This window comes from Curtobacterium sp. MCSS17_011, from assembly GCF_003224275.1.
Taxonomy (GTDB): Bacteria; Actinomycetota; Actinomycetes; order Actinomycetales; family Microbacteriaceae; genus Curtobacterium.
Genome location: NZ_QKLE01000021.1, coordinates 1 through 19,849 on the forward strand (window position 1 = coordinate 1; position 19,849 = coordinate 19,849).

The window sequence follows — 19,849 nt, forward strand, 5'->3', positions numbered from 1 at the left end:
GGCGCCGCGATCGTCCCCGCGGACAGCAACGACTCCAACGACGACGAGGTCACCATCTGGGCGACCACCGCCGATCCCACTTCCGACGACTTCGACGGTCCGCTGTACGCCGTGAACGACGTCGCCAAGCAGGCGGTGGCGGACGAGACGACCACCACGTCGGACGCGCCGACGCCGTTCGCCGACGACTCCGACGCCGCACAGCAGGTCGAGAGCTGCGTCGTCGAGGCCTCCGATCGCTAGTCGTCGGACACCGTGCCGTGGCCGATCAGCCCTCGGGCTGGTCGGCCACTTCCACGTCCACGTGGTACCTGTCGCCGCCGCCGGTGCTGCTCGTGGGTCCATGGCCTGCACGGTCCCCGTGATCGGGGACCTGCGCTGATCCCTCGACGATGGTGGGAAGGTGCGAGGACGTCTGCCACGAGTTCGGGTCAGGAGCAGACGTCCTCGCGCTACGACGCCGTCGGGTTCGACGCGGTGGTCTTGACGAGGCCAGCCCGGTAACGGGGGGTCGGGCACCCGCCGGTAGGGTCCGGCGGGGTAGCTTCCGGAGACTGTACGACGACCACGGCTCAGACGTGCACAGGATCCGCCTGAACCGGACAACGACCGCAGTCGGCGGAGCAAGGAGAACGCCCCGATGAGGAGGGGGGATCTCATCGGGGCGTTCCGTTCGTGGGGCCGTGTCAGGCGGCGAGGCGCGCAGCGAGCGCGGTGGCGCGGGACTTCAGGTCCGCGTAGGTCGCCTCGTACGCGTCCGGCGTGCCGACGCGCGAGGGGTTCGGCAGCGACCAGTGCAGGCTGTCACCGTCGTCGATCGACTCGTGCGCGCGGTCACAGACCGTGACGACGAGGTCCCCGTCGGCTGCGAGGTCGTGGAACGCACGCGGGACGTGGTCGCCGAGGTCCAGGCCGTGGCGTTCCCCGACGGCGACCGCCGCGGGTGCGATGGCGGCCGCGGGACGCGTCCCGCCCGACAGCGAGCCGATCTCGCTGACCTGCGCCCAAACGCCCGCGGCCAGCGGGGAGCGCGCGGAGTTGCCGGTGCAGACGAACAGCACGCGGGACACCGGACCCGGCACCGCTGCCGAACCGTGCGGGACACCGCTCGGCTCGAGGTGCAGGTAGCTGCGTCGCCCGTCGCCGTCGGAGCGGCGTCGCGAGACCAGACCGGCCTGCTCGAGGACGCGCAGGTGGTGCGCCAGGAGCGGCCCGGAGAGCCCGAGGGCGGCCCGCACCTCGCTCGGGCTGGCGTCGGACGCGGCGAGCAGGTCGACGATCGCCAGGCGGGCGACGTCGCCGAGGGCCGCGTGCTGCGCCGCACGCCGCTCGAGGTCCTGCCGCCGGGAGTTCATCGCTTCAATGTTGACTGAACCATCTGCCGTCGTCAAGATGAGCGGGTGACGACGACCCCCGAGCCCCTGCGGTCGTCCGCGGCATCGGTGTTCCTGGTGTTCCTGCGGCTCGGGCTGACCTCGTTCGGCGGGCCGGTCGCGCACCTCGGGTACTTCCGCGAGGCCTTCGTGGTGCGTCGCCGCTGGCTGCGGGACGACGCCTACGCCGACCTCGTCGCGCTGTGCCAGTTCCTGCCAGGACCCGCGTCGAGCCAGGTCGGCATGGCACTCGGGCTGCAGCGCGCCGGCCTGCTCGGGCTCCTCGCGGCGTGGTGCGGCTTCACCCTGCCGTCCGCGGTGCTGCTCGTCGCGTTCGCCCTGCTGGTGTCCGGCACGCCCGACCTGGCCGGCGCCGGGTGGCTGCTCGGGCTGCAGGCCGCCGCCGCCGCGGTGGTGGCGCAGGCGGTGCTCGGCATGGCGCGCTCGCTGACACCGGACCGCCGTCGGGCGACCATCGCGGCCGCCGCCGCGATCGTGGTCCTGCTCGTCCCCGGCCCGGCCGCGCAGGTCACGGTCATCGCGGCGTGCGGCGTGGTCGGCGCGCTGTGGCTGGGCCGGGTGGTCGGCCCGGCCGAGGACGTCGCCGTCAGCGGGGTCGCCGTGCGGCTCCCCCGCTGGCTCGCGGTGTCGGCGCTCGTCGCGTTCGCCGTCCTGCTCGTGGCAGCGCCCATCGCCGCGAGCGGCACCGGCGCCGTGCGCCTGTTCGGTGTCTTCGCGCAGGCGGGCTGCCTGGTGTTCGGCGGCGGCCACGTCGTCCTGCCGCTGCTCGAGTCACAGACCGTGGCCACGCACCTGGTGGGGCACGCCGACTTCCTGGCCGGGTACGGCGCCGCACAGGCCGTGCCCGGACCGCTGTTCACCTTCGCCGCCTACCTCGGTGCCGTGGCCGACGGCAGTCCGAGCGAGTTCCTCGGCGCTGCGGTCGCACTCGTCGCGGTCTTCCTGCCGGCGGCGTTGCTGGTGATCGGCGCGCTGCCGTTCTGGCACGTGCTCCGTGCCCTGCCGTGGGCCCGGCGCGTCCTGGCCGGCGTGAACGCGGGAGTCGTCGGGCTCCTCGCCGCAGCGCTCTGGGACCCGGTCATCACCGGGGGGATCCGCTCGGCACCCGCACTCGCGCTCGCCGTGGCGGCCTTCATCGCCCTCACCCGCTGGTCCGCTCCCCCGTGGGCCGTCGTCATCGGAGCCGGACTGCTCGGCGCCGTCGTCCTCTGATCGAAGCACCTCGCATGCCCACCGTCCTGTTCGTCTGCGTCCACAACGCCGGCCGTTCCCAGATGGCCGCCGCGTTCCTGCAGCACCTGGCCGGTGGCCGCGTCGACGTCCGAAGCGCCGGCTCCGAACCGGCCGAGCAGCTCAACCCCGTGGTCGTCGCGGCGATGCTCGAGGAGGACATCGACATCCGGAGCGAGCAGCCGGCCCTGCTGAGCACCGACGCAGTGCGAGCCGCCGACGTCGTGATCACGATGGGGTGCGGAGACGCCTGTCCGGTGTTCCCGGGCAAGCGCTACGAGGACTGGGAGCTCACCGACCCCGCGGGCCTCGACCTCGACGCCGTCCGGCCGATCCGCGACGACGTGCGCGCGCGGGTGCAGCACCTCATGGCGGGGCTGGCGATCTCCTGACCGGCGGCGACCCTGCGTCTCAGGACGCGCGGTTCCGACGCGCCCGCTCCTTGATCGCGGTGATGACGGCCGTCTTCGCGTCGGCGTAGGCGTTCATGTCGTCCCAACTCCGGCCGAGCAGCTCCCGCTTCGTCCGTTCGTACAGCGCCCGGTCACAGGCGTCGACGCGCAGGTGGTCACGGAGGAGCAGGTACTCGTCGACCGCCGGCGCGCCCCGCTCGTAGACGTGCACGTGGACGTCACGGGCCGGCGTCCGGACCAGGCGGTGGCCCGGTTCGCGGACGCGGAGCTCGTACCCGGCCGCGAGGAGCTGGTCGAGGTACGTGGCCTCGGCGGTGATGTCCGCGACGGCGACCACGATGTCGACGATCGGTTTCGCGGCCAGGCCGGGGACGGCCGTGGAGCCGATGTGCTCGACGACCGGGGCGCGCGCGCCGGAGCCGGGGAGGGCCTCCAGGATGCGTCGCCGGTGGTCCTCGAAGACCGCAGCCCACCTGCTGTCGGCGGGGTGCAGCGTCACGGTGACCGGTTCGGGGCCACCGATGACCTCGACGGTCGTGACGTCCGGGCGGGGGTGGTCCTCGTCGTGGTGCACCCGGACATGATCGCATCCCGCGTCCGCGGTCGCGGTCGCGGTCGGTCGCATCAGAGCTTGGCCGGGAACGCCGATCCGCGACCGATGACGGTGAGCAGCGCCGCGACCGACCCGAACACGATCATCACCACGGCGAGCACGAGCCCGTCGAAGGCCGTCAGCAGGGCGGCTCCGAACAGGCCGGCCGCGAAGATCGCGATGTTGAACGCGACCGGCAGGAACGCGCTCGCGACGTCGGCGTCCTCACCCCCGGCGGTCGTCAGGGCAGCCTGCAGCTGCGTCGACGAACCGCCGAAGCCGATGCCCCACAGGCCCGCGGCCACCAGGACCGCGACCGGGGACGTGTGCCCGACGAGCAGGACCACGCCGGCCAGGACGAACAGGCCGGCGCTGCCGTGCAGCAGGGGTCGGGGGTGCCGGTCGAGCAGGGCACCCGTGACGACGACGCCGAGGATCGCGGCGATCCCGTAGACCAGGAGCACCAGGCCCGCGCTCAGGTCCGTGCCGGTCGCCCGCAGGAACGGCGAGATGTACGTGTAGATCGTGTTGTGCGCCACCATCCACGTGGCGATCACGGCGAGGATGACCACGATGCCACGGATCCGGAACACCTTCACGACGGACAGCTTCGCGGCGCTCGTCTGCCCCGGGGCGTCCGGCACGAACAGCACGATCAGTGCCAGGGCCACCACGCCGACCAGGCTCAGGCCGATGAACGACGACCGCCAGCCCAGGGCGTTGCCGATGAACGACCCGATCGGGGTGCCGAGCGCGAACCCCACCGGTGCACCGGTCGAGACGATCGCCAGGGACACCCCGGCGAAACGGGCCGGGCTGATCCGCCGGGCGTAGGTGGCGAACATCCCCCAGATCGTCCCCGACATCGCCCCCGCGACGAACCGGGTGACCAGCGCGACCGCGACGTTCGGCGCGAACGCGGTCAGGGTGTTCGCGACGAGCAGCACGGCGATGGCGGCGACGATGAGCGGCTTGCGGCGGAACCGGCGGGTCAGGGCGATCGCCGGGACCGTGGCGACGACCGTCCCCATCGCGTACGCGCTGACGAACAAGCCGACCGTGCCCTCGCTCGTGCCCATCCCGTCGGCGATCGCCGGCAGCAGCCCGGCCGGCATCGTCTCCATGGCGACGAGGAGGAACCCGATCGCGGCGAGCAGGGCGAGCGGGAACCAGGGCAGTCGGCCGTCGGTCGCCCGGTCGGTCGTGGGGAGGTCGGAGGTCGTCGTGGTCACGGACCGACGGTAGGGGCATCGTCCGGCGGACAGGGAGGTTCTGCAGGACCCCGTTTCGCCGGAGCCTCACTGCGTGGGTGGTGGTGGGGCTTCGATGGTGGTGTCCACGAACGAAGGGAGCCCCGATGCACATCCGCACCAGACGCCGGACCCCCCTGGGTCCGCTGGTCGCGCTGGGCCCGCTCGCCCTGGTGGTGGGGGCGCTCGCCGGGTGCAGCGGCGTCGAGCGCGCGGAGTCACCTGCGTCGGCAGCTGCGGCTTCGACTGCGTCTGCGTCCGCAGCTCCCACGATCGCCACCCCGACGGAGGCCGACCCCGTGCACATCACCATCGAGCTCGACGGCGAGACCCTGACCGGCCGGTTGACCGGCAGTGCGACGGCGCGCGCGCTGGCCGCCCAGCTGCCAGTGACGCTGACGTTCGCCGACTACGGCGGCCAGGAGCAGATCGCTCGGCTCCCTGCGCCGCTCGACACCACCGGCGCCCCGAGCACGAGCGATGCGCCGGCGGGCACCATCGCCTACTACGTGCCGGACCAGTCGATCGTCCTGTACTACGCGGACGTCGGCAGCTTCCCGGGGATCGTGCCGATCGGCACCGTCGACGACGTCGGAGCGGCGCGCGACCTGCCATCCGGCGCCGCGACCATCCGAGTCCGCGACTGACGCGCGTCCGGCCGCCTGCCCTTCTGGACAAGAACACCGTGATCGGGACCGGCACCTTCCCGTCCACGAGGTGGTCTTGACTTCTTGGCTACGAGTATTAGCCTGTGAGTTACTCCCCGTAGCCGAAGGAGCCACGTCATGCTCGAACACCTGGACACCGAGGGCGGCACGATCGCCTACGACCTCTCGGGGACAGGGCCGCTCGTGGTCCTCGCCCACGGCATGGGCGACAGCCGTCACGCCTACCGCTTCGTCGTGCCGGAGCTCGTCGCAGCCGGTTACCGGGTGGCGAACGTCGACCTCCGCGGGTGCGGCGACTCGAGCACCGGGTGGGCCGGCTACGAGCGCGCCGACATCGCACGCGACCTCGTCGCGGTCGCCCGTCACCTCGGTGGCCCGGCCGTGGTCGTCGGGCAGTCCATCAGCGGCGGTGCGGCGACGATCGCCGCGGCGACCGCCCCGGACCTGGTCGCGGGCATCGTCGAACTGGCGCCGTTCACGCGCAAGCAGTCCGTCGACCTGGGCGGACTCCTGCGCAACCGCCGACACCGCGCCGGCACCGTCCAGCTCGCGCGGGTCATGACGAGCGGCAGCCTGCCCGGCTGGCTCGCGTACCTCGACATCGCGATCCCCACCAAACCCGCCGACTGGGCGACGGAGCGCAGCCGCATCGAGACGACCCTGCGGCAACCGGAGCGGATGGCGGTCCTCCGTGCCATGACCCGCACCTCACCCGCCGACGCCGGCGAGCAGCTGGGCGCCGTCCAGTGCCCCGTGCTGGTCGTCGAGGGCAGTGCCGATCCGGACTGGGCCGTGCCCCGCGCCGAGGGCGAGCGGATCCTCGCCGACCTGCCGGACGGCCTCGGGGAACTCGCCGTGATCGACGGCGCCGGCCACTACCCCCACACCGAGACACCGGCTGAGGTCCTCACCCTGCTGCTGCCGTTCCTCGCTCGCACGCTGCCCGTCGCAGGTCCCGTTGCCTAGGGCGGGGCTCGACCCGGCGACCGTCACCGAGGCCGCGGCGACGCTGGCCGACGAGATCGGCCTGGCCCAGCTGAGCATGAGCGTCGTCGCCGATCGCCTCGGGGTGAAGGCGCCGTCGCTGTACAAGCACGTCGACGGACTCGGCGACCTCACCCGCCGGATCGCGATCCTCGGCGCGAACGAGCTCGGCGACGCGCTCCGCGACGCCATGCAGGGGCGCAGCGGTCGCAGTGCCCTCGAGGCGGCGGTGCAGACCGTGCGCCGGAGCGTCCAGGAGCACCCGGCGCGGTACCAGGCGGCCGTCAGCACCCGGCCGGCCGGCGCCGAGGACCCCCTGGCGGTCGCACTCGGCCGCACCCTGGCGTCCTTCGCCGCGGCGCTCCGCGACTACCCGCTCGACCCGGCCGACGAAGTCCACGCGCTCCGGGTGCTCCGCAGCGTCCTGCACGGGTTCGCCACGATCGAGGCGTCGGGCGGGTTCCAGATGGACACGGACGTCGATGCGAGTGCTGCGTGGATGGTCGACTTCCTGGATCGTGGCTTCCGTGCCGCGACGACACCGTGACCGTGTCCACGGCGGCGCGCCCGTCGAGGCCCGTCGGTCACGACCCGCTCCGTGGCGGCCTGCGGTTCCTGGCCGAGCTCGTCGCGTGGGTGGCCGTGCCGTGGGCGCTCTGGCCCCACTCGCCGGTGCTCGCGATCGCCGCCGTCCTGGTCCTCGTCGTGCCGCCCGCGGTCTTCGGCACCCCGGGCGATCGCCCCGGCGGCGACCCGCCCGTCGCGGCACCCGGAGCGGTGACGATCGGGTCGGTCCTCGCGCACCTGGTGGGGGCGGTCGCCGCGGCCTGGGTCGTGTGGCCGACGGCGGTCGCGATCGCCGTCACGGTCCTCTGCACCGCCGTCGTCGTCTCGGAACAGCCGCGGTGGCGGGCTCTGGTCGGCCGCGGGCGCTGAGCCGTTCGTCGGCTGTCGTCCTGACAGCAGCAGGCCGAAGCGCCCTCCCGCTCCGCGTGGTCGGCGAGGAGACCGACTGGACGCGGCTCACCCCGGAGGCGTTGCGCCGATGGCGGGAACGGCTCGTCGCACTCCCGCCCGAGGAACGCGGCGAGATCGTCAACTGACCGGCGTCAGACCGCGATGATGTTCGGGGCGAACCGGCACCAGTAGTCCGTGATCGGCCCGTCGGACTCACGGATGCCGACACCGAAGGACTCGCCGCCGACGACCCACGACCCGAGCACCGGGTGGTTGTGCCCGTTCGACCCCGGGAAGTCCGGGAGCTCGTGGTACTGCTGCCACACGCGTTCGGCCCCGGTGCCGGCGCGCCGGTACTCGCGACCGTTCGTCGTGACCGAGCCGTCGGCCCGGTGGACCGCGATACCGTCGCCCTCGCGCCCGAACACGGGCTTCACGACGAAGTCGCGCATGCCGTTCGGACCGTCCGCGAAGGCCGGCAGCAGGTTCGGGTGGCCGGGGAACAGCCGCCAGAGCGCGACGAGCAGCAGCTTGTTCGACAGGAACATCTTCCACGCCGGCTCGTACCAGCGGCCGAGCCGTCCGCGGTCCCTGACCAGGAAGGTGCCGAACTCCTGGTCGCCCTGCGCCCGGTCGTCCCCGGAGACGAGGTCCTCCCACGGGTACAGCTTGAAGAGGTTGCGGATCACCGGGTACTGGGTCCCAGGCTCGTCCCCGGGCAGCGTGAACACGCTCCGCGACGAACCGATGGGCTCCTGGTCGCCGACGAACTGACGGGCCGTCGCGTGCCAGCCGATGTCCTTCATCTCGATGCCGGTGTGCTCCCACCCGGCCTCCCCCGCCAGGTCGCGCATGTAGGCGACCGTGTCCCAGTCCTCGCCCGCCGTGTCGAGGTCGGAGTGCGCCACGAACAGTCGGCCACCGTCCTCGGCGCGTAAGGACTCGTGCAGCAGTGTCCGCCAGCGCGCCACCATCGCCTCGTGGATGCCGTTCCACTGGTCGGTCTCGGCGGACAGTTCGCCGGTGGCGAGCCGGTCCTGCATCCAGTGCCACTGCGTGACCGAGGCCTCGATCAGCCCGGTCGGGGTGTCCCCGTTGTACTCGAGCACCTTGGCGGGCGAACCGTCCCCGGCGTAGGCCAGGTCGAACCGCGCGTAGAGGTCGGGCTCATCGCGCGCGAGCGACCAGGCGGCGAGGTCGAACCCCTCTCGTGTCAGGCCCAGCGTGCCGAGGGCGCCGGTGGCGAGGTACCGCGCGGCTTCGAGGCACATCCGGTGCAGTTCCTCGGTCTGCCGCTCGAGCGCTTCGACCTCCGGCAGCGTGAAGACGTACGCGGCGGTGTCGTTCCAGTACTCGACGGGCGTGTGGTCGTCCCGGACGGACCGCGAGTAGATCAGCCCCGTCTGCTGGATCCGGCGCCGCCAGTCCGGACGTTCGGGGAACTCGATGCGCTCCATCAGCCGCCGAACCCACCGTGTCCGCCGGCTCCGCCGGCTCCGCCGAAGCCACCCTTGGTGACGGAGCTCCCGCGGGACGAGACGCCGGACTTCGCGGTCTTCCCGGCCGGCAGGGCGCTCGTGCCGCCGGAGACCGCGTCCCCCACGCCGGGGACCCTGGTGGCGCGGTTGGCGAAGAGCGGCAGGAAGTACCAGCCGGCGTGCCCGCCGTGGTTGTTGCAGTCGTCGTCCGGCAACCGCTTCTCGGTCGCGTTGTCGCGGCAGATCTTCGCGTAGTCGCTGTCGACGCCGGCTCCCTCGCCGCACCCGGTCAACGACGCTGCCAGGGCTGCGACCACCCCGATGGAGACGACACGGGAAGCACGGCGACGAACACTCACGAAGGGGAACAGTACTCCCGACGAACCGGTGTCCGCGTCGGCGCGAACTCCACGCGCCAGGTACGCGCCGATCAGCACCATCCAGCGCACGACGTGCAGCACCGGCCCCCCGAAGCGGCGGTGCCGATGCGCGCCCGGATGCTGCCAGGATGACCGACGTGACCACGCCCACGCCCCGAGCCGATCCCGACGCCGCTGCCGACGGCTTCGAAGGCGGCTGGTTCCGCATCGACGACGAGGTCGAGTTCCTGGACGACGTGGTGTGGCGACCCGCAGCGGGGACCGAACCGGGATCCGCGACGGCTCCCGCTGCGGTCATCGTCGGTGGCGACCCCCGTGAGCACATCGGGTCGACGCTGCCGCTCGCCCGGCTGGACGAACTCGACGCCGCCCGGCAGCGAAGGGTGCGCAAGCTCTGGCTCAGCCCGATCACGCTCGTCGTCACCGCGCTCGTCTTCACCGCGCTCGAGGTCTCGGGGCTGCCGTGGCGTACTGACCTCGGCCGGCAGCTCCTGGTCGGACTCGGCACGGCCTTACCGGTCGACGCGCTCTGCACCGCGATCTGGTGGCGCATCACGCGTGACCCCTCGGGCGCAGTCGTCCGCAAGATGGGCGGGCACCGGACCCGCCAGCAGTACGACCAGCAGCGCGCCGTCCTCGATCGTTGACTGCCCCGGCCCGGCCGGACAGGCGGTCGGGCTGCGCGAGCCGGCCAGCGTCCTGGGGTCGACACGAAACGGACTGGAGGCCCGGTGCCAGCTGGCACCGAGCCTCCAGTCCGTCTTCTGTTCCGTCACGGACGCCACGTGACGAGGGGTCACTCGGTGGCGTCGAACCGTGCCTGGTGGGCGGCGACGTCGTCACGGTGCGCCTCTGACCAGCGCTTGAGCTGGCGGACGGTCTCGTGCAGCGACAGTCCGAGTCCGGTGAGCTCGTAGGTCACGGACACGGGGACCGTCGCGACCGCGGTCCGTGCGACGAGGCCGTCGCGCTCGAGAGACCGGAGTGTCTGCGTCAGCATCTTCGGGCTCACCCCGGCGAGCACCCGCGCAAGCTCGGAGTACCGCATCGGGCGCGGGTCGCCGTCGCAGTCGGGACCGCTCCCGAGTGCGGACAGCACCAGGGTGACCCACTTTCCGGAGACCCTGCCGAGAAGCTGCTGACTGGGGCACGCCGCGAGGAACGCGTTGTACTCCGCCTTCGCCGTGGCCTTCTTCTCCGCTGCGGTCATCGTCGCCATGGCGTCCTCCGGGTACCTACGCACTTCTGGGTAACTCCTTCCCATCAGGAAGCAGCTTGCCCAGAGTGGATCACGTACCGCAGATCCACAAGACCGTGAAGGGCACCCCATGACCAACACCACCACCGCGGGACTCCCCGGCGGCACCTGGACACTCGGCGATCGCGTCGTCAGCCGGTTCGGGTACGGCGCGATGCAACTCGCCGGCCCCTGGGTCGTCGGCCCGCCGAAGGACCGCGACGGCGCGATCGCGGTCCTCCGCGAAGCAGTCGCCAGCGGCATCACCCACGTCGACACCTCCGAGACGTACGGCCCACGGGTCGTGAACGACCTGATCCGCGAGGCCTTGCACCCCTACCGGTCCGACCTGCTCATCGCGACCAAGGCGGGCGGACGACGGGACGCGCAGGGCGGCTGGCCGGCCGCCCGGAAGCCGGACGAGATCCGTGCGCAGATCGACGACAACCTCGACACCCTCGGGGTCGACGTGCTCGACCTCGTGCACCTGCGAGCAGGTGACGCGCAGGGACCCGTGGAGGAACGGATCACCGAGGCCTTCGAAACGCTGGTCGACCTGCAGCAGCAGGGGGTGATCCGGCACCTCGGCATGAGCAACGCGACTGCCGACCAGATCGCCGAGGCGCGGACGATCGCCCCGATCGTGTCGGTGCAGAACGGCTACAACCTGGCGAACCGCCAGGACGACGAACTCATCGACCGGCTCGCGTCCGACGGCATCGCCTACATCCCGTTCTTCCCCCTCGGCGGCTTCGCGCCGCTGCAGTCCGAGGCACTCGCACGCGTCGCCGCCCGGCTCGGAGCGACGTCGATGTCCGTCGCGCTCGCCTGGTTGCTGCAGCGCTCCCCGAACGTGCTGCTCATCCCGGGCACGTCCTCGGTGGCGCACCTGCGCGAGAACATCGCCGGTGCGGCGATCACGCTGTCTGAGGACGACGTGCGGGAGCTCGACCAGATCGCAGGGTGATCCGCGGTGCCGGGCGTTCGCTCGCGCGGCGTCCGGCACCGGGTCGGCTACGAGTCCTCGGCCGCGTTCCGAGCACGGTTCCGTTCCTGCCTGCGGGCGAAGGACACCGACGCGAGTTGCAGGGCGGCGAGGACGATCCAGACGATGGCCATGAAGGTGTGGAAGCCGGACGGTTCGACGATGGCGAGGACGAGCCAGATGAGAGCGAGGACCACCCACGCCCAGGCGAGCCACGAAAGGGGTTTGCCGATCAGCCGTTCGAGCAGGGTGCGCTGCTTCGTCTCGGTCATGGGGGTGACGCTACCGCTCCTCTCCGCACCGGACTCAGTCGAGGGCTCGGCGATTCCCTGCCGCCGGATGCGATCCGTCGAGGACGCAGCGGTGGCGCACCGAGCGGTCGGCCTCTTCCCACAGGACGACGCGGCGGTGTGGAGCGCGCGCGAAGCCGACGACCCGGACGAGCTGCAGGGCGGGATGGCCCTACGCACTCGAGAGCGCCCTGGTCATCGAGTCGGGAACAGGGAGAACACCTCACCGTTCAACCCGCACCTGCGGTCTCTCGCCCTCTCGACAACCGATCGGCTACCAGACGGGTCAGCGGTCATCCACTGTGCCGAGTCAAGCCGTTGCGGCGGTAGTACTCCTCCAAGGCCGCACGGTCCGGCAGGAGCACTTTCGGCCGATCGAACTCGTCGAAGGCGTGTCGATACCGGAGACGGCTCTTCCTGGCGGGTCCGAGCAGGAACCGGACCATCTCGATGCGGATACGGTCACGAGTACCGTCCAAGCTCCCAACGCGCTCGGGCTCGAAAAGACTGCGACGGAGGTACCGGCCGATGCTTGCTACCGTCGAGGCATCCAGGAGCACCAGACCGGTCGCTCGCTGTAACCGGCCGGGCAGCCAGCGCGAGTAGTTGCCCTCGATGACCCACTGCTCGGTGTTCACTGCCTCGTTGTGCATGCGCTCGAAATCGGTGTCCGGGCGCTCGAACCATTGTGTTCCGGGCAGGTGGCGGTACTGGTCGAGGTGGATCACAGGGAGCGACCGGGCTCGGCCGATGGCTGCCGCGAGGGTCGACTTGCCGCTGTTCGATGGCCCCAGAACGCAGATCCGCTGGCCGAGGTCGTCGAGGTCCATCTGGAGAGTGTCGCAGGGCCCACACCGGTGACCACCCCTCGTCGACGTTGACCCATGGCGTATCGCTCATCGGGACGAGGCCGATCGAATGCACACCGACGCTGTCCTTTCGTGCTCGACTCCCGGGAGAATTCGAGACCTCGCCGTTTGCTGGGGGACGTAGGAGGGGAAACATGAGCGACGCGACGACTGGTGGTCGGCTGCTCCGATGGTGGACGCGGGTCAACGCTGTACCGCAACCGCACGCAACGACGCCAGGCCGGGCGACTGTGCCGTACCCGCACCTCTGACGGCGTCAACGGCACGACTTCGCCGAGTGCGAGCAGTACCTGCTCCGGGAGATCGTCGACGCCGCAGACACAGCCCGGCGCATCGCCGCCCGCGGTGACGGAGCGTTCGCCGTCCCGTGGCTCGTCCGGCCGTGGGCGATCTACAGCGCGCTCGTCGATGACCATCGCGGTAGCGGACCCAGCAGAGCCGACATGACACGGGTCATCGATTGGCTCGCCGGGCGCCGTCCGCGCGCTCACCGACGAGCAGCGGGAAGAGCTCGTTCGGTCTGGCGAAACGTCCAGAGTGCGTTCCGGCCAACCCATTGAAGAGCCCGGTGCATCACCTGAGTTCGTCGCCGCTGGTGGGGAGATGTACCGACTGTGGGACCGCGGGTCCTGGGAGGTCGTCCCGACCCAGATGCTGCGGGTGTACCCGCATCTCGCGGAGGCGAACACAGACTGGTGTTCGGTGTGACCCCGGTGATGGCGAGACGGTCGGAACTGTCCTCCGCAGACAGCACCTCACGGCCCCGCGATCAGCAGATGCTCCGGGAGACGACCGCTGAACGATCGGCTACCGAACGTTGGACGAGCCGCAGCCCCGTCGAACGGTGCTGGGGCCACGGCGGCGTACCGCTACCGTCCCATGACGCGTCGAACAGCCCCAAGCCGGAGGGCGATCGCCCTCATCGCACTGAGCGCTGTAGCAATCGTGGTCTGTGTCGTAGCGACCGCCCGGGCCGGCCAGGTTGCGCCGGTGTTCTTCTGGCCCACCCCCGAGGGCGCCGATTTGGTCCTGACGAAACGGCAGTACGAGTTGGCGCTGGCCGCGCGGCAGGTGGGCGGCTTGCCGCAGCCGCAGCGGTCGTCCTTGCTCTCGCCGCGATCAATCTGACCTCCCGGGCAGGCAGAGCCTCTCGCGTTCGATGACGATCGCCGATCGAGACATGGCCCTCTCGGAGTGACAGCCACGCGTCGGGCCGAGCCTGACGGCTCGCTGCGACACTGCGGAGCAACTCAACGCTGGGCCGCAGGCCGCACGACGATCTCGTTCACGTCGACGTCGGGTCGCTCGGCCACCGCGTAGGAGACGGCGCGGGCGATCGCGTCGGCAGAGATCGACTCGACACGGTAGCCGACCATCGCGGCGGCGGCGGAGGCGTCGGTGATCGTTGCGGCGAGCTCGGACTCGGTGACTCCGGGCGACACGGTGGTGACACGGATTCCACGCGGTGACTCCTGACGCAGCCCCTCGGTGATCGCCCGTGCTGCAAACTTCGTCCCGCAGTAGACGGCAGCCGTGGGCGAGACGTCGTAGGCGCCGACGGACGCGATCGTCACGACGTGGCCCGTGCCCTGCGCGAGCATGGTGGGCAGTGTCGCCGCGATGCTGTGGAGGAGGCCGCGGACGTTGACGTCGATCATCCTGTCCCACTCGTCGACGAGGCCTGCGGCAAGGGGCGACAACGGCATCACGCCGGCGTTCGCGACGAGCACGTCGATCCGCCCGAAGCGTGCCCGGGCAGCAGCCGCGAACTCCTGCACCGAGGCGAGGGCGGTGACGTCGAGCGGCACTGCCATCGCCGTACCGCCCGCCCCCTCGATCTCGGTGACGAGTTCGTCGAGCCGGTCGGTGCGCCGGGCCCCGAGCACGACGGGGTGGCCGGCCGCGGCGAGGCGGATCGCCGTCGCGCGACCGATGCCACTCGAGGCGCCCGTCACGAGGACGACCTTCCGTCGGTGCAGCACCATGCCCGCGTGGTGCAGGACGTCGTCCCTGAAGTCGCCGTCCGCGGTGAAGCCGGTGTCGTCTCGGTAGTCGATGTGGTCTCCGTCGACCTCGTAGGTGCCCACGTAGGCCGCCTCACGGTCACCTCGGGCCTCCACGTAGCGGCCGTCGGGCCGCAGCTCGTGGCGGATGCGGCCATCGGCGGTGACCCAGAGGCCGAGGTAGGGGTGAACGGGCTGGGGTGCGCTGCTGGTGTCCATGCTCCCAGCCTCGACGCCGTGCAGCCTCCGACCATCGCCCTGCCCTGCCGGGGTGCGGCAGGACCAGGGAGGCGGAGCTCCTGCCACCTACCCTGGTCCCGTGCCCATGCCCGCCGACGACCTCACCCTCGCCGCGTACCTGCGCGCGGTCCGCGGCCGCCTCGCCCCGGAGTCGCTCGGACTGCCAGGCGGAGGTGTCCGCCGCGTGCCCGGGCTCCGCCGCGAAGAACTCGCCGTGCTGGGCGGCCTCAGCGTCGACTACTACACGCGCCTCGAGCAAGGGCGGGAGGTGAGTCCCGGCGCCGCCGTGCTCGAGGGCATCGCCGACGGGCTCGAACTCGAGGGCGACGAGCGCGACCACCTGTTCTCGTTGGCAGGGCTGGTTGCTTCGCCGCGAGTCCCCCGCGTGGCGACGTCGGTGACGCCGGCTCTCGGGCAGCTGCTCGACTCGTGGTCGACACACCCCGCGTTCGTGATCGACCCCGCGCACGAGGTCCTCGCCGCGAACGCCCTGGCCCGTGCGGTGTACGCGCCCTTCGAACGCTTCGACAACCTCGTGCGGATGACCTTCCTCGACCCGACGGCGCGGCACTTCCACGCCGACTGGGCCCGCGCCGCCGACGCAACCGTCGCGAGCCTGCGGGCGGCGAGCGCGGAGTTCGGGAGCGACCCGCGCCTCCTTCGTCTCGTCGCGGAAGTGAACGACGCCAGCCCGGAGTTCGCCGAACGGTGGAGCACGCAACGGGTACAGCGCAAGACGACCACCGCGAAGCGGTTCGAGCACGGGGAGGTCGGGCGGCTGGAGTTCGACGCCCACACCTTCGCCGTCCAGGGGTCACCCGGCCTGCAGCTCGTCGTCTACGGCTGCGAGGCCGGCTCGGCAACGGCGCGCGCGCTGATCCTGCTGTCCACGGGTACGGCAAGCACATCGAGGATCAACGAGCCGGCGGCGACCTCGAAGCCGACCGGCCGTGCCCCCTCAGCGACTGACGGATCTTCGGCCGGTCCCGGTGGCGGACCGGCCACGCGCTGAACCCGGGTCCTCTCGGTGGGCCCTGCCGGGATCGAACCGACGACATCCACGGTGTAAACGTGGCGCTCTACCAGCTGAGCTAAAGGCCCTCACGACGATCCTAGAGCGTCACGGCAGCGGACGAGGTTTAGCCCCAGACTTACTTTCGACGATATGAAGCTCTACGCTTAACCCATGCAGTCCGAGCCCGTGATCGCCGTGATCGTCGACCTGGTCGACTCCCGCACGCTCGAGGACCGCTCCGCAGCCCAGCACGACGTGGAGCGCGCGTTCGACAGTACCGCTGACGTCACCGCGCTCGATCCCCTGCGCGCCACCGTCGGCGACGAGTTCCAGGTCATCTACGGCACGCTCACCGACGCCCTCGTGGCGACGACGGCCGCGACGCTCGCACTCCCCCCGACCGTGCAGATCCGCCTCGGCATCGGCCGGGGGCAGGTCCGGACGATCGGCACCGGCGGCGCCGGGCCGCTGCAGGACGGTCCGGGCTGGTGGTCGGCGCGGGACGCCATCAACGAGACCCACCGGCGCGAGGACGGCCGGACCGCGTTCCTGCGGTCCTGGTACCACGACGCCGACGACCGCCACGGAACGACGGAGCGACTCGTGAACGCCTACTTCCTCGGTCGCGACCACGTCGTCTCGCGGCTCGCACCCCGGGCGCGCCGGATCGCACTCGGCCTGGTGCAGGGCCGGACGCAGGCGCAGATCGCCGCCGACGAGGGGATCACCCCGTCGGCGGTGTCCCAGTCCGTGCAGAAGTCGGGCGTCGCCGCCGTGGTCGAGGGCCTGCGCATCCTCGGGGACGGGGGCCGCTGATGCTCGCCGGTGTCCTCCTCACCCTCGTCGGGCTCGCCGACGTCGTGCGCGCGCGGACCGGGACCGACGCGGCACCACGGCGCGTGCTGACCACCACGGTGATCGTCCTGCTCTGGGTCGCCGTGACGGCTGTGGCGGTGCTCGGCCTCGGCCTCGGCGTCTGGTCGGTGCTGGTCACGGTCGTGCTCGCAACCCTGTGGGTCGCGACCACGATCCCCGTGCGGTCCGGGGGTGCACCCGGCGGTCGCGATCGGGCATTCCCCTGGCTCCGCCGCTCCGGGTCCTGGCCGGCGGTCCTGCTCGCCGTCGCCGTCGCTGTGCTGCTGCTCTGGGCACCGGCTGCCGCGTCCGGGTTCGTGGTCGACTGGCACCGTGACGCCGGCCAGGCGTTCGTCGGAGCGGTGCCGCTCGCGGCGCTCGTCGCCGGCATCGGCTCCGCACTGTTCCTGGTCGACTCGGCCAACGTGGTCGTCGCCCAGGCGCTGCCGCCGGGGCTGTCGCCCGACGCACGGCCCGGTGCGGTGGCGGCCGAGCCGACCCGCCGGAAGCGCTTCGGCTGGCGCCGCACCACCCGGGCACGCGGAGTCGACGGGAACGCAGACGCAGAAACGGACACGGACACGGACACGGACCGCACGGTCACCCTCAAGGGCGGACGGATGATCGGCCCGATCGAGCGCCTCCTGCTGGCCGGGTTCTCGTTGGCTGGCGCCTTCCCCGTCGTGGCTGCGCTGATCGCCGCGAAGGGGATCGTCCGGTTCCCCGAGATCCGCCGCGAGACGACCGGGTACCAGGCCGAGTACTTCCTGATCGGCAGCCTGGTGAGCTGGGCGATGGCCTTCGCGGCCGCCGGCATGTGCTGGTTGCTGGCACTGGGCTGACGAACGCACCCGGCCCCCGAGCACCACAGGTACGCTCTCCCCCGTGAACGGTGTCGGAGTCGGTGTCCTCGACGAAGCCGGGCGGCTCCGCCTGCTCGGTGCGGGTGTGACGGGCGCGGCCTTCGCCGTCGTCCTGGTCATGCTGGTCCTGTCCTCGTGGACCGAGGCGACCACCGCCGTCCTGGTCTCGGTCGGCATCCCGACCGCGGTGGCCGGTGCCGCGATCGCCGTCGTCCTGCAGCGCCGCGCCTGGCGCGCCGAGGGCGGCTACGAACGGTCGATCGTCGTGCGCGAGTGGATCGCCGACGGCCAGGTGCCCGGCGGTGTGCCGGCCGACCAGTGGATCCCGCTCGTGCAGGCCCAGGCCGACCGGGAGGGAGCCGGCTGGGGCAAGGTCGTCCTCGGCGTGCTGTGGATCGCGATGACCTGGTCCATGCGCGACCAGCACGGCACGCTCATCACGACGACGCTCATCCTGCTGTGGAGTGCGATGGCCCTGTGGGCGGCCGTCTGGGTCATCCCGCGAGCCCGGGCTGCGCGTGCGCTCCTGCGCCGCAGCGTCTCCACGATCGGCTGAACCCCGCTCGGCTGAACCCCGCCCGCGCGCGTCTGACTACGCTCGGACCCATGCAGAGTCGCACCCTCGGCCGCACCGGCCGCTCCGTCTCCCCCATCGGTCTCGGCACCTGGCAGTCCGGCGGTGACTGGGGCCCCGTCTCCGAAGCCGACGCGAACGCCGTGATGGACGCCTCCGTCGAGTCGGGCGTCACCCTGTTCGACACCGCGGACGTCTACGGTGACGGCCGGAGCGAACAGCTCATCGGCGCGTGGCGGGCCGCGAACCCCGACGTGCCGCTGACGATCACCACGAAGATGGGCCGTCGAGCCGACCAGGTCCCCGAGAACTACGTCGCCGCGAACTTCCGCGAGTGGGTGGACCGCTCGCGGAAGAACCTCGGGCAGGACACCCTCGACCTCGTGCAGCTGCACTGCCCGCCGACCCCGGTCTACGAGGACGACGCCGTCTACGACGCCCTCGACGCGCTGGTCGCCGACGGTTCGATCGCCGCCTACGGCGTCAGCGTCGAGACCGCGGACCAGGCGCTCACCGCGATCGCCCGCCCCGGCGTCGCGAGCGTCCAGATCATCCTCAACGCGTTCCGGCTCAAGCCGCTCGACCGCGTGCTGCCGGCCGCCCTGGAGGCAGGGGTCGGCATCCTGGCGCGCGTCCCGTTGGCCTCGGGGCTGCTCTCCGGCAAGTACACGACCGACACGTCGTTCGCCGAGGGCGACCACCGCAACTACAACCGCCACGGTGAGGCCTTCGACCAGGGCGAGACCTTCAGCGGCGTCGACTACGACGACGGCGTGCGTGCCGCGCAGACCTTCGCGGCGTCCCTGCCGGACGCCGTCTCGGTCCCGCAGGCGGCGCTCGCGTGGATCATCGCGCAGGACGGCGTCACCGCGGCGATCCCCGGCGCGCGCAACCCGGAGCAGGCGCGCTCGAACGCCGCCGCCGGCGACCTGCCGCCGATCGAGGGGCTGGACGCCACCGTGCACGACCTGTACGACACGTGGTTCCGCGCGAGCGTCCACGACCGCTGGTGAGACGCCGGAGCGTCGCGGTCGCGGTGGCCGCACTCCTGCTGCTGTCCGGGTGCGCCGCATCCGGACCGGCCACCGCCCGCGACGCTCCGCCCTGGCCACGGCCGACCGATCTGACGGCCCGCGCCGAGTCCGCAGGGCTCCGGAACGTCTGGGGTGAACGGCTGGCCGAGCACGTGCACACGCACCTGACGATCCTGGACGGCGACGAACCGGTGACCGTCCCGGCGAACGTCGGGCACTCGGACAGCCGGAAGTTCGCCGCCGAGATCCACACGCACGACACGTCGGGCATCGTGCACGTCGAGTCCCCGACGGAGCAGAAATTCACGCTGGGCCAGTTCTTCGACGAGTGGGGCGTCTCGCTCGGTCCGGAGCACGTCGGTGGCCTGCGCGGCGAACTGACGGTGTGGGTCGACGGGCACCGGAGGATCGGCAACCCGCGCTCGATCGAGCTGACGGACCTGCGCAAGATCGTCCTCGTCGTCACGACCGTCGGCGAGGTCCCGCACCTGCCGGCGCCCTTCGACTGGCCGCCGCAGTACGACTAGCGCCGGAACCG

General features: G+C 71.7%; 24 protein-coding genes and 1 tRNA gene. 15 read left to right on the forward strand and 10 right to left on the reverse strand.

The features are described 5' to 3' along the window. A partial coding sequence (locus DEJ17_RS17840) for a hypothetical protein (RefSeq protein ID WP_375342574.1) occupies nt 1–243 on the forward strand: 243 nt, incomplete at its 5' end. A 443-nt stretch (nt 244–686) separates the two neighbouring features. Here DEJ17_RS17840 and DEJ17_RS13115 read toward each other — a convergent pair. Further along, nucleotides 687–1,355: an ArsR family transcriptional regulator gene (locus tag DEJ17_RS13115; RefSeq protein ID WP_110894551.1), complete on the reverse strand. Its 669-nt coding sequence runs from the start codon at nt 1,353–1,355 to the stop codon at nt 687–689. Nucleotides 1,356–1,400: 45 nt separating this feature from the next. On the opposite strand from DEJ17_RS13115, the gene chrA reads away from it, so the two are divergent. Both chrA and DEJ17_RS13125 read left to right on the forward strand, forming a co-directional pair. Continuing rightward, nucleotides 1,401–2,606: a chromate efflux transporter gene (gene chrA, locus DEJ17_RS13120; RefSeq protein ID WP_110894553.1), complete on the forward strand. Its 1,206-nt coding sequence runs from the start codon at nt 1,401–1,403 to the stop codon at nt 2,604–2,606. A gap of 14 nt (nt 2,607–2,620) precedes the next feature. Continuing rightward, complete coding sequence (locus DEJ17_RS13125) at nt 2,621–3,016, forward strand: arsenate reductase ArsC (RefSeq protein ID WP_110894555.1); 396 nt, start codon at nt 2,621–2,623, stop codon at nt 3,014–3,016. 19 nt (nt 3,017–3,035) lie between these two features. Here DEJ17_RS13125 and DEJ17_RS13130 read toward each other — a convergent pair whose 3' ends face one another. Both DEJ17_RS13130 and DEJ17_RS13135 read right to left on the reverse strand, forming a co-directional pair. Next, complete coding sequence (locus DEJ17_RS13130) at nt 3,036–3,611, reverse strand: GrpB family protein (protein ID WP_110894625.1); 576 nt, start codon at nt 3,609–3,611, stop codon at nt 3,036–3,038. 50 nt (nt 3,612–3,661) lie between these two features. Then, nucleotides 3,662–4,861, reverse strand: coding sequence for an MFS transporter (locus DEJ17_RS13135; RefSeq protein ID WP_258366810.1), 1,200 nt, complete (start codon nt 4,859–4,861; stop codon nt 3,662–3,664). Nucleotides 4,862–4,986: 125 nt separating this feature from the next. On the opposite strand from DEJ17_RS13135, the gene DEJ17_RS13140 reads away from it, so the two are divergent. The 4 genes from DEJ17_RS13140 to DEJ17_RS13155 all read left to right on the forward strand — a co-directional run bounded on the left by DEJ17_RS13140 (nt 4,987) and on the right by DEJ17_RS13155 (nt 7,467). Further along, nucleotides 4,987–5,526 (forward strand): cyclophilin-like fold protein, encoded by a 540-nt coding sequence (locus DEJ17_RS13140; protein WP_110894559.1) that lies wholly within the window; start codon nt 4,987–4,989, stop codon nt 5,524–5,526. 138 nt (nt 5,527–5,664) lie between these two features. Next, entirely contained in the window at nt 5,665–6,513 is an 849-nt protein-coding gene (locus DEJ17_RS13145) for an alpha/beta fold hydrolase (protein ID WP_110894561.1), read from the forward strand. After that, entirely contained in the window at nt 6,506–7,078 is a 573-nt protein-coding gene (locus DEJ17_RS13150) for a TetR/AcrR family transcriptional regulator (RefSeq protein ID WP_110894563.1), read from the forward strand. Before DEJ17_RS13145 ends, DEJ17_RS13150 begins: the two co-directional genes overlap by 8 nt. After that, a complete protein-coding gene (locus DEJ17_RS13155; protein ID WP_110894565.1) occupies nt 7,075–7,467 on the forward strand; it encodes a hypothetical protein in 393 nt (130 codons plus the stop codon). Before DEJ17_RS13150 ends, DEJ17_RS13155 begins: the two co-directional genes overlap by 4 nt. 173 nt (nt 7,468–7,640) lie before the next feature. Here the strand turns inward: DEJ17_RS13155 and DEJ17_RS13165 are convergent, their stop codons facing one another. Both DEJ17_RS13165 and DEJ17_RS13170 read right to left on the reverse strand, forming a co-directional pair. Then, a complete protein-coding gene (locus DEJ17_RS13165) occupies nt 7,641–8,945 on the reverse strand; it encodes a glutathionylspermidine synthase family protein (protein ID WP_110894567.1) in 1,305 nt (434 codons plus the stop codon). After that, complete coding sequence (locus DEJ17_RS13170; RefSeq protein WP_258366811.1) at nt 8,945–9,325, reverse strand: tRNA-dihydrouridine synthase; 381 nt, start codon at nt 9,323–9,325, stop codon at nt 8,945–8,947. The genes DEJ17_RS13165 and DEJ17_RS13170 overlap by 1 nt, the downstream gene beginning before the upstream one ends. 158 nt (nt 9,326–9,483) lie before the next feature. Between DEJ17_RS13170 and DEJ17_RS13175 the strand changes: the two genes are divergently transcribed. Continuing rightward, a complete protein-coding gene (locus DEJ17_RS13175) occupies nt 9,484–9,993 on the forward strand; it encodes a hypothetical protein (protein WP_146239721.1) in 510 nt (169 codons plus the stop codon). 149 nt (nt 9,994–10,142) lie between these two features. On the opposite strand, the gene DEJ17_RS13180 is transcribed toward DEJ17_RS13175, so the two are convergent. Next, on the reverse strand, nt 10,143–10,589 hold the full coding sequence (locus tag DEJ17_RS13180; protein WP_258366812.1) for a helix-turn-helix domain-containing protein: 447 nt from the start codon (nt 10,587–10,589) through the stop codon (nt 10,143–10,145). 85 nt (nt 10,590–10,674) lie between these two features. Between DEJ17_RS13180 and DEJ17_RS13185 the strand changes: the two genes are divergently transcribed. After that, nucleotides 10,675–11,550 carry an oxidoreductase gene (locus DEJ17_RS13185; RefSeq protein WP_110894573.1) on the forward strand — a complete coding sequence of 292 codons (876 nt, stop codon included), beginning with the start codon at nt 10,675–10,677 and terminating at the stop codon, nt 11,548–11,550. Between the two features lie 47 nt (nt 11,551–11,597). Here DEJ17_RS13185 and DEJ17_RS13190 read toward each other — a convergent pair whose 3' ends face one another. The 3 genes from DEJ17_RS13190 to DEJ17_RS13200 form a co-directional block, all read right to left on the reverse strand. Further along, entirely contained in the window at nt 11,598–11,840 is a 243-nt protein-coding gene (locus DEJ17_RS13190; RefSeq protein WP_110894575.1) for a hypothetical protein, read from the reverse strand. A 311-nt stretch (nt 11,841–12,151) separates the two neighbouring features. After that, nucleotides 12,152–12,688, reverse strand: a complete 537-nt coding sequence (locus tag DEJ17_RS13195; protein WP_110894577.1) for an AAA family ATPase — start codon at nt 12,686–12,688, stop codon at nt 12,152–12,154. A 1,289-nt stretch (nt 12,689–13,977) separates the two neighbouring features. Then, nucleotides 13,978–14,949: an SDR family NAD(P)-dependent oxidoreductase gene (locus tag DEJ17_RS13200; protein WP_110894580.1), complete on the reverse strand. Its 972-nt coding sequence runs from the start codon at nt 14,947–14,949 to the stop codon at nt 13,978–13,980. Nucleotides 14,950–15,055: 106 nt separating this feature from the next. Between DEJ17_RS13200 and DEJ17_RS13205 the strand changes: the two genes are divergently transcribed. Beyond that, the gene (locus DEJ17_RS13205) at nt 15,056–15,982 is read left to right on the forward strand and encodes a helix-turn-helix transcriptional regulator (RefSeq protein ID WP_110894582.1); all 927 of its coding nucleotides are present in this window, start codon (nt 15,056–15,058) and stop codon (nt 15,980–15,982) included. A 16-nt stretch (nt 15,983–15,998) separates the two neighbouring features. Here the strand turns inward: DEJ17_RS13205 and DEJ17_RS13210 are convergent. Continuing rightward, nucleotides 15,999–16,071 (reverse strand) — tRNA-Val (locus DEJ17_RS13210). Between the two features lie 85 nt (nt 16,072–16,156). Between DEJ17_RS13210 and DEJ17_RS13215 the strand changes: the two genes are divergently transcribed. From DEJ17_RS13215 to DEJ17_RS13235, 5 genes are read left to right on the forward strand one after another with little or no spacing between them, the layout of a single operon-like run. Next, nucleotides 16,157–16,801 carry a SatD family protein gene (locus DEJ17_RS13215; RefSeq protein WP_110894584.1) on the forward strand — a complete coding sequence of 215 codons (645 nt, stop codon included), beginning with the start codon at nt 16,157–16,159 and terminating at the stop codon, nt 16,799–16,801. Continuing rightward, entirely contained in the window at nt 16,801–17,682 is an 882-nt protein-coding gene (locus tag DEJ17_RS13220; protein WP_110894586.1) for a hypothetical protein, read from the forward strand. Before DEJ17_RS13215 ends, DEJ17_RS13220 begins: the two co-directional genes overlap by 1 nt. Nucleotides 17,683–17,725: 43 nt before the next feature. Then, on the forward strand, nt 17,726–18,259 hold the full coding sequence (locus tag DEJ17_RS13225; RefSeq protein ID WP_110894588.1) for a hypothetical protein: 534 nt from the start codon (nt 17,726–17,728) through the stop codon (nt 18,257–18,259). Between the two features lie 50 nt (nt 18,260–18,309). After that, a complete protein-coding gene (locus tag DEJ17_RS13230; RefSeq protein WP_110894590.1) occupies nt 18,310–19,290 on the forward strand; it encodes an aldo/keto reductase in 981 nt (326 codons plus the stop codon). Beyond that, nucleotides 19,287–19,838 (forward strand): hypothetical protein, encoded by a 552-nt coding sequence (locus DEJ17_RS13235; protein ID WP_146239722.1) that lies wholly within the window; start codon nt 19,287–19,289, stop codon nt 19,836–19,838. Before DEJ17_RS13230 ends, DEJ17_RS13235 begins: the two co-directional genes overlap by 4 nt. The last annotated feature ends 11 nt before the right edge of the window (nt 19,839–19,849 follow it).

Bases quoted from the DNA above. Each gene is read 5' to 3' on its own strand.
- DEJ17_RS13115 (WP_110894551.1), bottom strand. From the start codon at position 1,355: ATGAACTCCCGGCGGCAGGACCTCGAGCGGCGTGCGGCGCAGCACGCG.
- DEJ17_RS13125 (WP_110894555.1), top strand. From the start codon at position 2,621: ATGCCCACCGTCCTGTTCGTCTGCGTCCACAACGCCGGCCGTTCCCAG.
- DEJ17_RS13140 (WP_110894559.1), top strand. From the start codon at position 4,987: ATGCACATCCGCACCAGACGCCGGACCCCCCTGGGTCCGCTGGTCGCG.
- DEJ17_RS13145 (WP_110894561.1), top strand. From the start codon at position 5,665: ATGCTCGAACACCTGGACACCGAGGGCGGCACGATCGCCTACGACCTC.
- DEJ17_RS13165 (WP_110894567.1), bottom strand. From the start codon at position 8,945: ATGGAGCGCATCGAGTTCCCCGAACGTCCGGACTGGCGGCGCCGGATC.
- DEJ17_RS13185 (WP_110894573.1), top strand. From the start codon at position 10,675: ATGACCAACACCACCACCGCGGGACTCCCCGGCGGCACCTGGACACTC.
- DEJ17_RS13190 (WP_110894575.1), bottom strand. From the start codon at position 11,840: ATGACCGAGACGAAGCAGCGCACCCTGCTCGAACGGCTGATCGGCAAA.
- DEJ17_RS13195 (WP_110894577.1), bottom strand. From the start codon at position 12,688: ATGGACCTCGACGACCTCGGCCAGCGGATCTGCGTTCTGGGGCCATCG.
- DEJ17_RS13200 (WP_110894580.1), bottom strand. From the start codon at position 14,949: ATGGACACCAGCAGCGCACCCCAGCCCGTTCACCCCTACCTCGGCCTC.
- DEJ17_RS13205 (WP_110894582.1), top strand. From the start codon at position 15,056: ATGCCCGCCGACGACCTCACCCTCGCCGCGTACCTGCGCGCGGTCCGC.
- DEJ17_RS13215 (WP_110894584.1), top strand. From the start codon at position 16,157: ATGCAGTCCGAGCCCGTGATCGCCGTGATCGTCGACCTGGTCGACTCC.
- DEJ17_RS13220 (WP_110894586.1), top strand. From the start codon at position 16,801: ATGCTCGCCGGTGTCCTCCTCACCCTCGTCGGGCTCGCCGACGTCGTG.
- DEJ17_RS13230 (WP_110894590.1), top strand. From the start codon at position 18,310: ATGCAGAGTCGCACCCTCGGCCGCACCGGCCGCTCCGTCTCCCCCATC.